The 12,319-nt window shown below is 62.5% G+C and carries 9 protein-coding genes; 4 read left to right on the forward strand and 5 right to left on the reverse strand.

The features are described from left to right. Positions 1–2: 2 nt before the first annotated feature. Both IHQ72_RS22470 and IHQ72_RS22475 read right to left on the reverse strand, forming a co-directional pair. On the reverse strand, positions 3–746 hold the full coding sequence (locus tag IHQ72_RS22470; RefSeq protein WP_258117322.1) for an alanyl-tRNA editing protein: 744 nt from the start codon (positions 744–746) through the stop codon (positions 3–5). Continuing rightward, positions 746–1,780 carry a cysteine synthase A gene (locus IHQ72_RS22475; protein ID WP_258117323.1) on the reverse strand — a complete coding sequence of 345 codons (1,035 nt, stop codon included), beginning with the start codon at positions 1,778–1,780 and terminating at the stop codon, positions 746–748. The genes IHQ72_RS22470 and IHQ72_RS22475 overlap by 1 nt, the downstream gene beginning before the upstream one ends. Positions 1,781–1,992: 212 nt before the next feature. On the opposite strand from IHQ72_RS22475, the gene IHQ72_RS22480 reads away from it, so the two are divergent. Together IHQ72_RS22480 and IHQ72_RS22485 are read left to right on the forward strand one after the other, a co-directional pair. Continuing rightward, positions 1,993–2,814 (forward strand): SDR family oxidoreductase, encoded by an 822-nt coding sequence (locus IHQ72_RS22480; protein WP_258117324.1) that lies wholly within the window; start codon positions 1,993–1,995, stop codon positions 2,812–2,814. A gap of 98 nt (positions 2,815–2,912) precedes the next feature. Further along, positions 2,913–3,887, forward strand: coding sequence for an alpha/beta hydrolase (locus tag IHQ72_RS22485; protein ID WP_258117325.1), 975 nt, complete (start codon positions 2,913–2,915; stop codon positions 3,885–3,887). A 102-nt stretch (positions 3,888–3,989) separates the two neighbouring features. Here the strand turns inward: IHQ72_RS22485 and IHQ72_RS22490 are convergent, their stop codons facing one another. Continuing rightward, entirely contained in the window at positions 3,990–5,408 is a 1,419-nt protein-coding gene (locus IHQ72_RS22490) for a DEAD/DEAH box helicase (RefSeq protein WP_258117326.1), read from the reverse strand. 388 nt (positions 5,409–5,796) lie between these two features. On the opposite strand from IHQ72_RS22490, the gene IHQ72_RS22495 reads away from it, so the two are divergent. Further along, positions 5,797–7,329 carry an acyl-CoA carboxylase subunit beta gene (locus tag IHQ72_RS22495; protein WP_258117327.1) on the forward strand — a complete coding sequence of 511 codons (1,533 nt, stop codon included), beginning with the start codon at positions 5,797–5,799 and terminating at the stop codon, positions 7,327–7,329. Between the two features lie 7 nt (positions 7,330–7,336). After that, entirely contained in the window at positions 7,337–8,407 is a 1,071-nt protein-coding gene (locus IHQ72_RS22500; RefSeq protein ID WP_258117328.1) for a M48 family metallopeptidase, read from the forward strand. A gap of 34 nt (positions 8,408–8,441) precedes the next feature. Here the strand turns inward: IHQ72_RS22500 and IHQ72_RS22505 are convergent, their stop codons facing one another. Then, positions 8,442–10,445: a hypothetical protein gene (locus IHQ72_RS22505; protein ID WP_258117330.1), complete on the reverse strand. Its 2,004-nt coding sequence runs from the start codon at positions 10,443–10,445 to the stop codon at positions 8,442–8,444. Next, on the reverse strand, positions 10,442–11,974 hold the full coding sequence (locus IHQ72_RS22510) for an NAD(P)H-hydrate dehydratase (protein ID WP_258117331.1): 1,533 nt from the start codon (positions 11,972–11,974) through the stop codon (positions 10,442–10,444). Before IHQ72_RS22510 ends, IHQ72_RS22505 begins: the two co-directional genes overlap by 4 nt. Between the last annotated feature and the right edge of the window lie 345 nt (positions 11,975–12,319).

Raw genomic sequence — 12,319 nt, forward strand, 5'->3', positions numbered from 1 at the left:
TATCAAGCCGCGGGCATCGGGCCAAAGCGTATGCGGAAGCGCCGGTTTTCGCGACCCTTCTTCTCGATTTTGCCGATATGGATCTCGCCGACTTCTCCAGTGCTCTTCACATGGGTGCCGCCGCAAGGCTGGCTGTCGATCGAGGCGTTCTCGCCGATGCAGACCAGGCGGATCTTGCCGGTGCCGACGGGTGGCCGAACATTCTTGGACTTCACCAGTCCGGGATTAGCCGCCAGTTCCTCGTCGGTGATCAGCCTGACAAAGACCGGGTGGTCGGCCCGCACCAGTCCCATCATTCTGGCCGTCACGTCCTCCTTGGTGAAGCCGGCATCCGGAATATCGAAGTCGACACGGCTGTCGTCCTCGGAAACCGAGGCGCCGGTGATCGGGAACGGGCAGACGACGGTGAGCAAATGGCAGGCTGTGTGCATGCGCATCAGCAGATGCCGCCTCTCCCAATCGACGGCGAGCTTTATCGGCTCGCCGATCTCAAGCGCCGCCTGCTCAGGCGGCGGCACGTGGATGATCTCGTCCTTGGTCTCGCCGGTGATGGTGGCGGCAACAGCGATCAGGCTGCCGTCGGCGCGTTGGAGTGTGCCCGTATCGCCCGGCTGCCCGCCCGACGTGGCATAGAAGATCGTCCGGTCCAGAATGATGCCGCCACGATCGTTGACGGCGACAACCACGGCATCAGCCGTCCTGAGATAGGCGTCGTCGCGAAACAGGGCGTCCGTCCTGTAAGCCATCACGCAACCTTTTCGAACGGCACCGAAATTGTGCTTCGCTGTTCCATCCAACCCGGCACCGGCAGTTTCTTTTGGCGCAGGAATTCCGGGTTGAACAATTTCGACTGATAGCGCGTGCCGTAGTCGCAAAGCACGGTCACGATGGTGTGGCCGGGACCCATTTCACGCGCCAACCGGACGGCGCCGGCAATGTTGATGCCGGTCGAGCCGCCGACACACAGGCCTTCCTCCTGGATCAGGTCGAAGACGATCGGCAGCGCGTCCTCATCCGGAATCTGGAACGAGAAATCCGGCGTGAACCCTTCCAAATTGGCGGTGATCCGCCCCTGCCCGATGCCTTCGGTGATCGAGCTGCCTTCGGATTTCAACTCACCGCTTGTGTAGAAACTGTAGAGCGCCGCGCCCAGCGGATCGGCGAGCGCGATCTTGATGTCCTTGCTCCTGGCCTTCAGCCCGAACGCGACGCCGGCCAGCGTTCCGCCCGAGCCGACCGCCGAGACGAAACCGTCGACCTTGCCGCCGGTCTGGGCCCAGATTTCTTCTGCCGTGGTGCGGGTATGGCCGTCACGGTTGGCGACGTTGTCGAACTGATTGGCCCAGATCGCGCCGTTCGGCTCAGTCCTCGCCATCTGCTCGGCCAGGCGGCCCGACAGTTTCACGTAATTGTTGGGGTTCTTGTAGGGAACGGCAGGCACCTCGATCAGCTCGGCGCCGAGCAATTTGATCGTGTCCTTCTTCTCCTGGCTTTGCGTCTCGGGGATGACGATCACGGTGCGGTAGCCGAGTGCCTTGGCGACCAGCGTCAATCCGATGCCGGTGTTGCCGGCCGTCCCCTCGACGATGACCCCGCCCGGCCTCAAGAGCCCGCGCTGCTCGGCGTCGCGGATGATGAACAGCGCGGCGCGGTCCTTCACCGACTGGCCCGGATTCATGAATTCGGCCTTGCCCAGGATCTCGCAGCCGGTTTCTTCCGAGGCTTTGTTGAGGCGGATCAGAGGCGTATTGCCGATCGCTTCGATCACAGAACGGGGCATTGAGATTCCTTTATGCTTGCGGCGGAACCCTAGAAACCCGAAGCTTCGGTTTCAAGGCAAGAATTTGTCTGGTCCAGCGGCATTTCTGGGCTGCAATTCCTAAAACAGACGTCGCCTTCCGCTATTCGTTGAAGCTCCCACTGAAAAGCGCTCTTTTCATTCGATTTCTTCACCGCTAGAGCACAGGCTAAGAAAAAGTCGCAGGGCATAGCATGACTCTCTACCGGGCCAACCCGAAAGACGGCGTCGCGTGGATCACAGGCGGCAGCAGCGGCATCGGCCGTTCATTGGCCAAGGACCTTGCGGAGCAAGGCTATGCCGTCGCGGTGACGGCGCTCGACGACGAACCGATCGACACGCTTGTCGTCGAGACGGCGCAGATGCCAGGCCGTGTCACGGCCTATCCCTGCGACGTCACCGACGAGAAGCGCATGGCAAAGACGGTCGCGGCGATCGAGAAGGACCTCGGCCCGATCGTCTTGGCCGTCTTCAATGCCGGGAACTATATTGCGACCGCCGGCGAAGATCTCACCGTCCGCGGGTTTCGCCAGTCCTTCGATGTCAATTATTTCGGCATCATCAACGGCCTGGTGCCGGTCATCGAACGCATGCGCGTCCGCGCGCGCGGCCATGTCGTTCTGGTCGGTTCGGTCACCGCCTATTTCGGCTGGCCGACCACGGCCGCCTATGGCGGCACCAAGGCGGCGATCAATATTCTGGCTGAATCGCTGAAATACGACTTTGATAAGATGAACGTGCGCATCCAGGTGATGAATCCGGGCTTTGTCGACACGCCGCTGACCGAGAAGAACTTGCTGCCGATGCCCGGGCTGATGCCCGTCAACCGCGCCTCGCGCCGCATGGCGCGCGGCATCAAATCCGGCGGCTTCGAAGTTACCTTCCCGCGCCGCTTGAGCTGGGGCCTGAAGCTGCTCAGCATGCTGCCGAGACCACTCTGCCGGTGGGTCATCAGCACCGCGACCCGCTGGAAGGCACGTCCGCTGAATTTCGACCGCAAGCCGCCGAGCGAATAGGCCGGCTATCAAAGTTGGCGATCCCGCCGCCGGCAGGACGCCCGCTGCGTGTTTGCATTTTGCGGCCATAGGTTGAGAATTGTTGCGTGGAGTCTGCAATGGGGCAACGGATCGTGCTTGCGGTACTGGGTCTCGCCGTCATTCTTGTCCTGGCCTTCGTGCTTGGCCCGCGCGTCCAAGCCGACACCACGATCCGCTTCGACCCTTCCGTGATCGGCGATGACCCGCAAGCCTATCTGGCACGCAACGAGGCTGCCGTACCGGGCATCTACGACGGGCTGGAGAAGGAGATCATCTGGGCCAATCCGATGGTGCATGCCAGGACGCCGCTCGCGATCGTCTACGTCCACGGCTTTTCGGCGTCGAAGGGCGAGGTTCGTCCGCTGCCCGACCAGGTGGCCGACGAGCTGGACGCCAATCTTTACTACACCCGCCTCACCGGCCACGGACAGGGCGGTGCTGCGATGGCCGAAGGCAGCGTCAACGCCTGGATCAACGACTATGAGGAAGCGCTCGCCATCGGCCGGGCGATCGGCGACAAGGTGATCGTCATCTCGACCTCGACCGGCGGCTCGCTGGCGGCGTGGGCTGCGACGCAGCCGGGCGGGTCGGACGGGGTGGCGGCCATCGCGTTCATCTCGCCGAATTTCGGCGTCAAGGCTTCCGGCGCCGAACTCCTGACCATGCCGTGGGGCCGAGAGATCGCCGAGCTGGTCGCCGGCAAGCAACGCAGCTTCGTGCCACGCAATGCGCTGCACGAGAAATTCTGGACCTACCGCTATCCGATCGCGGCGACGCTGCCGATGGTGGCGCTGACCGAGCTTGCCTATGGCGCGCCGGTGGAGAAGGCGACCATCCCTGCCCTGTTCATCTTTTCGGATTCGGACAGGATCGTGCGGCCCGACCGCACCCGCGAAATCGCTGGGCGCTGGGGCGCCGCGCACGAACTTGTGCCGGTCGACGACACCGGCGATCGGGACAACCATGTCATAGCCGGCGACGCGCTGTCGCCAGCAACCACAGCTTTCCTCGCGCAGCGCATTACGGTGTGGGTAGAGGCGGTGGTGAAGTAGGTCTCAGGCGAAAAAGGCGACCGAAGCATCGCTCCGATCGCCTTTTTCAATTGTGAGCAGCCAAGCCGAGCCCGACAGGCTCGGCCGGATGCAACTATCTGATTACGCAGCCCGCGCCGCTGGCCGCTTGCCGCCGAAACGACGCTTGTTGTTGCCCTTGAAGGGCTTGGCGCCTTCCGGCTTGCGCTCGCCGGCAAAGGCCGGCTTGTCGCCGAAGCGCTTCTTGCCGTTGTTCTGGCCGCCTGGCCGCCTGCCGTCGCGACGGCCATTGCGGTCGTTGGCCGGCTCGAAACTGCGCTCGTTCTTTTCGGCGGGATTGCGCTGCGGATCGGGGCTGCCGAGATGGTCGGCAACGATCGGCAGCTTGGTGCGGATGATGCGCTCGACCTGACGCAGCTTGCTGTTTTCGGAGGGATCGCAAAGCGTGATGGCGATGCCGTCCATGCCGTTACGGCCGGTACGGCCGATGCGGTGGACATAGCTCTCCGCCTCGTCCGGCAGGTCGAAATTCACCACATGGCTGATGCCGGGCACGTCGATGCCGCGCGCCGCGATATCGGTCGCCACAAGAATGCGCACCGAACCCTCGCGGAAATCGTTCAGCGCCTTCTGGCGGGCGTTCTGCGACTTGTTGCCGTGGATGACGGCGGCCTTGAAGCCGTCGCGCTCGAGGTCCTTGGTCACCCTGTCGGCGCCATGCTTGGTGCGCGAAAAGATGATGACGGACTTCATTGCCTCGTCGGCGAGCATCGTCGACAGCACCTGGCGCTTCTGCTTGGTGCGGGCAAAGACGACGCCCTGTACGATCTCGGCCGCCGCGGTGCTGTGAGGCGCCACTTCGACGCGGATCGGGTTCTTCAACAGGCCCTTGGCCAGTTCGGCGATTTCGGCCGGCATGGTCGCCGAGAACAGCACGGTCTGACGGTCCGGCGCGGTCGCCCTGGCGATGCGCTTGACGTCGTTGATGAAGCCCATGTCGAGCATGCGGTCGCCTTCGTCCAGCACCAGCCATTTGGTGTCGGCAAGCACGAGATCGCCCTCACGCACCAGATCCGTCAGCCGGCCGGGCGTGGCAATAAGGATGTCGACGCCGGGAGCAATCTTTTTCACCTGGCTGAAGCGCGAGACGCCGCCAAGCACGAGTGCTGTCGAGACATGCGCGCCTTTGGCGAGAAGCTTGATCATCTCTTCGATCTGGACAGCAAGTTCACGCGTCGGCGCCAGGATCAGCGCACGAGCGGTCTTCGGCCGGCGCTTGGTGCCGAGCGCGATGATCTTCGACAGGATCGGCAGCGCGAACGCCGCGGTCTTGCCCGAACCGGTCTGGGCGATGCCGAAAATGTCACGGCCTTCCAGCTGCGGCGGGATCGCCTGCATTTGGATCGGCTTCGGCTCGGTAAAGCCGGCGCCATGGGTCGCCTTGAGCAGAGCGCCGGTAATTCCAAGGGCTGCGAAACCGGTGAGTTCCGCAGTGTTACCGGTCGAGGTGGTGTTACCGGCAAAAGTGTTTTCGTTGGTCAAAATAGTCTTCTTTCACGCGGCCTGTGGCCGCAAACATCGATGGCGGCAGGGCGCAACCTGCCGTCGAAAAAATTGATATGAAACGACAAGGCGGGCGGACGCAAACGTCCACTCGGCTGCGCTGTCGTGCCCGCAGGCATCATGCCACGGGGCTTTTTCGCCACCTTGCCGATTGTCGGGAAGAGGGAAAACAGACGCAACCAGTCTCATTCGTCGAGAAGGCCGGATACTCCCGGCCCAAGCGCCTATGTCGCCGCATATGGCCCAGTTCGCTACGGAATGCAAGGGGCGCCATGTTGCGGCGCAGCAAATCCACGGCAAAAGCGGCGCTTGCGCTCCCCTGCCTGCATGATTACCACAAATCAGCTTCCGTTTTGGGGATCGACCGATGAAGGACGTGCTGAAGGAACTCGAGCGCCGCCGCGACATGGCGCGCATGGGCGGCGGCCAGGCCCGCATCGACGCGCAGCACAAGAAGGGCAAGCTCACCGCCCGCGAGCGCATCGACGTCTTTCTCGACGAGGGCTCGTTCGAGGAGTTCGACATGTATGTCGAGCATCGCTCGACCGATTTCGGCATGGAGAAGACCAAGATCGCCGGCGACGGCGTCGTCACCGGCTGGGGTACCGTCAATGGCCGCCCGGTCTATGTCTTCGCCAAGGATTTTACCGTGTTCGGCGGCTCGCTTTCGGAGGCCCACGCCGAAAAGGTGGTCAAGGTGCAGGAGATGGCGCTGCGCAACCGCGCGCCGATCATCGGCCTCTACGACGCCGGCGGCGCCCGCATTCAGGAAGGCGTGGCAGCACTTGGCGGCTATGCCGAGATCTTCCAGCGCAATGTGCTGGCGTCCGGCGTCATCCCGCAGATTTCACTGATCATGGGCCCTTGTGCCGGCGGCGACGTTTATTCGCCGGCCATGACCGACTTCATCTTCATGGTGCGCGACACCTCCTACATGTTCGTCACCGGCCCGGACGTGGTGAAGACCGTCACCAACGAGACGGTCACCGCCGAGAGCCTCGGCGGCGCCTCCGTCCACACGACGAAGTCCTCGATCGCCGATGGGGCCTATGACAATGATGTAGAGGCGTTGCTGCAGATGCGCCGGCTGGTCGATCTGCTACCGGCATCCAACACGGCTGATATCCCCGAGATCGAATGCTACCAGTCGGTCACCGATCACGATCTGTCGCTCGACCGGCTGATCCCCGACAACGCCAACAAACCCTATGACATCAAGGAGTTGATCCTTAAAGTTGCCGACGAGGGTGACTTCTTCGAGATCCAGCAGAATTTTGCGAAAAACATCGTCACCGGCTTCGGGCGCGTCGAAGGCCGCACGGTCGGCTTCGTCGCCAACCAACCGATGGTGCTTGCCGGCGTGCTCGATTCGGACGCCAGCCGCAAGGCGGCGCGATTCGTGCGCTTCTGCGACTGTTTCTCAATTCCGATCGTCACCTTCGTCGACGTCCCAGGCTTCCTGCCCGGCACCGCGCAGGAATATGGCGGGTTGATCAAGCATGGCGCCAAGCTCTTGTTCGCCTATGCCGAGGCGACCGTTCCGAAGATCACCGTCATTACACGAAAGGCCTATGGCGGCGCTTATGACGTGATGGCGTCAAAGCATCTGCGCGGCGACATGAATTATGCCTGGCCGACGGCACAGATCGCGGTGATGGGCGCCAGGGGCGCGGTCGAGATCATCTATCGCAAGGACATCGGCCATGCGGAGAAGATCGCAGCGCATACAAAGGCTTACGAGGACCGCTTCCTGTCGCCCTTCGTCGCCGCCGAGCGCGGCTATGTCGATGAGGTGATCATGCCGCATTCGACCCGCCGCCGCATTGCGCGCGCGCTCCGCATGCTGCGCAACAAGGATATGCAGAACCCCTGGAAGAAGCACGACAACATTCCGCTATGAAACGCTGATGTCGCGTCTGGTCCTCTACACGGGAGAGCACTTCGGCAGATTTGCCGTCCTGCTTTTTGTTCTGCCGCTTTTCTGCCCGGTGCTCCTCTGGCTGCTGCTCCTTGATCGGCATCCGCTCGCGGTTATCGCGGGCGGTGTTATTGCCGTACCGGCTGCAATGCTGGCTTTCGTTCTGTTAATTGGAGCATTGTTTGCCGGTTTTCGGCCTAGCAGGGTGGAAGGGATTACTCGGGAATCGGCGCCAAAATTGTGGGCAGTGTGGGAAAGCGTGGCTGGCAAACACCGCGCCAGCCAGACGACGATTGTGCTGAGCAGTGACCTGAACGCCAGCATTGGGGAAGAGCGCCCGTTTCTGGGTCTGCTCGGCCGTCGAGCGATGTTGACCGTCGGTATCCCGTTGCTTGCCGTGACCGACGAAAAGGCATTTTCGGCGATCCTTGCTCACGAAAACGCTCATCTGAAAAACAGGGATACAAACGGCGGCCTCAATCTCGCCGAGCTCGACAAAAGCTTCGATTTGATCTTCGAATATGCTCCTCCCGGAAAGACCGTTTCCGGCAGCCTGTTTTACTGGATACTGGCTCCGCTGTCGTACTCTCTGGAACGTGAAGGAATACGGCTATCGCGACGAGCGGAAATCGATGCCGATCGTCATGCGGCAATGTCAGGCGATTCGTACGAAGCAGCACGCGCCCTGCTCCTGATTGCAGCGGCCGACAAGTTCTTCAATGACCAAGTCTACAATCCGCTAAAGCGTGAGTTGCTTGGCGCGATGGCACCGCCTCGCCCGCCGCTTGATAGAGTTCTGGCGGTGTGCAGCGACTTGTCGAGCACGAGCCTTCTGCAAGAATATGCACTCAAGGCCTGGGACGCCCCCGATGACGAGAAGGCGGACCATCCACCATGGTCGGAACGTCTGACTGCTCTTGGATATAGCTCCGTTCCAACGATAGAGCCGGTTTTGGTTCCTGCCCTGTCGAGCCTGCTGAGCAATGAAATGGTCGCAGAGCGGGTTCGCCATTTCGACAGTGAATGGACATCGAAAATCGCCGATTATCTCGATCGGTAGGCGATCCCTTTGGATTTTTGCGACGAGGTACCGGTCACTCCGCTTCCGCCGCGCCAAACCCCGCCCCCATGGTGGCGCGGACAGCGCCCGCCCAGGGTGTCGCATGGTTGTCCATGCGCATCTGGAAAATGAAGTAGGTCGGCGAGCAGAAGCCGACACCTTTCAACTTGCCGATACCAGGCGTATCGGGCGGCAGCGACTGGCACATATAATCCTCCCGGCAGAAATGATCGGCCGAGCAAGCCGGCCGGTTGCCGCGGTTGACCGCGCCGCCAAGGCACTGGTCGAAATTGTTGGTCGCCACGCAAATGTCGAATTTTTTCCCGCCGACCAGCCCGCAGATCTCGTTCGGCATCGGCTCGCCCGGCTTGAAGCCGGCAAAGGCACGATCCTTTTCATTGCAGCCGCGATAGGCGATGCCGGCCGGCACGCCGATCTTCGGCGGCCGGCAGGTGTAGGCGGTGCGCGAAATATCGGTCGCGAAGGCCGCGAACTGGCCGGATATGCTGTAACGGTCGTTGAAAGGCTGCGCCGGGTTGCTGGCGATCGAGCCGGTCAGACATGGATGGCCGGAGAACATCTTTTCGCTGTCCTTGGGCAACAGGCATTGCGCCAGTTTCGTCCGCACGCCCGATGCAGTCGCCAGCACCGTGCAGACGGTGCCGCCGCCGCATTGCCAAGTCGTGCCGAAGCGGACCGCATCCTCCGGCATCAGGCACGGCATCGCCACCTCGGCCGGCAGATAGGCGACCTCGCCGGCGTCCCTCCATGCGGCGGGCGGCGCGAAGGACAGCGGGCGGAAGCGGTTCGGCTTCTTGCCCTCGACGGTCGCGCGCAGCCACGCTTCGCGCCGCGGCATCTCGGCGTGGAGATGCGGCGAGATGACGACCTCGATGCGGTTCAGCGGCGAGGTCGTCTTGTCGTCGAGGCCGATGAAATGGAAACCGGCGGTCGAGCCCGCCTGATGGCAACCCTGGCAGGCGCCATTGTCCAGCCGCTCGACCAGCGCTTCCGGCGTACGCACCAGCTTCAGCGCGGAATAGTCGAGCCCAGAAAAATCCGCGGGCTGAAACAGCGGCGTGAACGGGTGATTGGCCTGCCTTGCGCTGCCGAAAGTCGACCACGAGATGACTTTCTTCGCCAGGAATTCATGCGGGATTTCGTAGACACCGAGATCGACCGCCGCGAGATTGGCGCTGATATAGTCGGCGAGTTTTGCTTTCAGCGCGGCGTCTTCCAAGAGCAGCGCCCCATCCGGCGTGTTTTCCAGCGGCCTCTCGCTGACCGCTGCTCCGTCGATGCCAAAAATCCGCATGAGATAGGCGGCCTGCCCGCCGAATTCGGTCTCCTGGCCGGAGGGAAAGCGCACCACCTGGGCGTTGAGCTCGAGCTGCTTGAAGCTCAGCCCGGCCTTTTCAAGCGGCCCGCCGATAAGCCAGCCGATGTCGACGGCCTCATCGAGCTGCGGCGTCCAGCGCCCGGCAACGCCGACGCAGCCGCCGTCGGCGTCCGGCGCAACACTATAGATGGCATTGAAGTTGAACGGCAGGCGCGAGGCCAGAACCTTGCCGTTTTTCTTGAAACTGTAGGCAAGGCGGTAGATGAAACGCACCTCGCCGCAGCGCCCGCCGTCTCGTATTTCGGCGAAATCACGCCGATCGAGCCGGTTGACGACACCGACCAGCCGGAAGCGCGCGGCGTCGGTCTTCAGCCAGCGCATGTCCATGATGCGGCCGACATTGTCGTCGGTGACTTCGTGGAGCAGCCGCCCACCAGCCTTCATCTCGGCTCGCAGTGCGGCGACATCGCTTGCAACCGTCTCGACGATCCGGTGATAGGCCGGCGCCTTGTCATAGAGCGTATTCAGGTCGCCCCCGCCATCGACGCCAAAAATGCCGGCGAAGCCAAAACCCTTGGCGTCGAGGGCGGCGAGCAAGGCCGGATCGTCGACGATCATCACCGGACCTTCGGCACGCGCGAGGTTGGCTAAGAAAAGGTTGGCGAAAATCACAGCGATCAAGGCGAGCCGACGGTTCATTCAGCGGTCATCCCGTTGCGATTTTCGGCAAGCTCGCGCAGCACCGGCACCAGCGCCAGCGGCAAGTCTTCAGCGATCAGCCCAGGCCCGAAACGGCTGCCGGCCTCGGCATGGATCCAGACCGCCGCGCAGGCGGCTTCGAAAGCCGGCATGCCTTGCGCCAGGAAGCCGGCAATGACGCCCGACAGCACGTCGCCCGAACCGGCGGTGGCCAGCCATGGCGCGCCGTTACCGTTGATCGCCGCCCTGCCATCGGCCGTCGCGATCACCGTGTCCGCGCCCTTATAGACGACGATGGCGCCGGCGCGCTCGGCGGCAGTGCGCGCCTTGGCCAGCTTGGACAGGTTCTTGTCCCCGGCGATGTCCGAAAACAGCCTGGCGAATTCGCCCTCATGCGGCGTCACCACCAGCGCCGGCGCGGTAGGACGACGGGCGGCTTCGAACAAAACGTTCGGCGCATCACGAAACGAAGTGATGCCGTCGGCATCGAGCACCAGCCCGTCGACCCTGCCGTCTTGCCGCTGCCGGGTGGCCAGCACGCCAAGGGCAAACTCCCGTGTTTTTTCGCCTATGCCAAATCCGGGTCCGAGGACAAAAGCCGACGGCCGGCGATCGCCGATGAATTCCTGTACGTCCGCGATGGTGTCGGCCTTGCGCAGCATGATCGAAGTCAAATGCGCGGCATTCACCTGCAGCCCGTTCGACGGCGACAGCACGGTCACGGCCCCTGCCCCGCTTCTGGCCGCGGCAAGCGCTGACAGCCGTGCGGCGCCCGTCGTAGACGGCCCGGCGGAAAAGACGCCGACATGACCGCGCTGGTATTTGTGAGCGTTGATGGCTGGAATCGGGAAATTCCCTAGCCAAAGCGGCGGGGTGTTCTCAAAGGTTCGCGGTTCGAGCTGCGCAACGATCCCATCGCCGATGCCGATGTCGGCAAGCACCAGCTTGCCGCACATCTCGCGCCCAGGCAACAGCAGATGGCCGGGCTTTTTTCGCGCAAACGTCACTGTCATCCGGGCGCGGAATGCATGGCCGAGAACCTGGCCGCTCTCGCCTGACACGCCTGAGGGCAGATCGACCGCAACGACAGGCAGGTTCAGTTCTGTCGCAACCTCGACCGCTCTGGCGGCATCACCGGACAGCGGCTTCGACAGCCCTGCCCCATAAAGCGCGTCGACCAGGATCGAACCTGTCTCGGCAGCAAATTCCGACAGCGGCCGAGGCCTGACCGGGCACTCCGAAGCAGCGAGCGCCGCGTCGCTGCCGGCTTTGGGCGAGCCGGATGCCCACATCAAGACGTCGACGGCGCTGTCCTGAAGAATGCGGGCGACGACATATCCGTCGCCGCCATTGTTGCCAGGCCCGCACAGTACGTGGACGCGCCTGGCAGCCGGAAAATGGGCGAGCACCACCGCAGCGACCGCGGCACCTGCATTGCGCATCAGGCCAATGCCGTCGAGAGGTCCGGCGGAGATCGTCAACCGGTCGGCCTCAGCCATTTCGGCCGGAGACAAAATTTCATTGTTCATGGATGCCGATCCGCATTGGCTCAAGCCCGATCCCTGTGGTCAAACCCCGATCCCTGTGGTCAAACATTGTCCAGTTTTCGGTTCGAAGCAAACAGTGATGAGAAGGCACGATCTACAAGCACATCGTTGACGATAGTGGCGTCGACGAGGCACAAATGCTCGCGAAATGCGCTATCTGCCCAATTATTGTGCGGACGGAAGGAGTGACAATGTGTAGGTTCCCGGTGTCCATGACGCAGCAACGCAGCGAATGACGCGAATTTACCCCCCAACGCGGCATGGCATCGAAATCGCGTGATACCGCTTCGAATCCCCTCAAATTGGCACAGTTCGTGCTTGAAGGAG

The organism is Mesorhizobium onobrychidis (assembly GCF_024707545.1).
Taxonomy (GTDB): Bacteria; Pseudomonadota; Alphaproteobacteria; order Rhizobiales; family Rhizobiaceae; genus Mesorhizobium; species Mesorhizobium onobrychidis.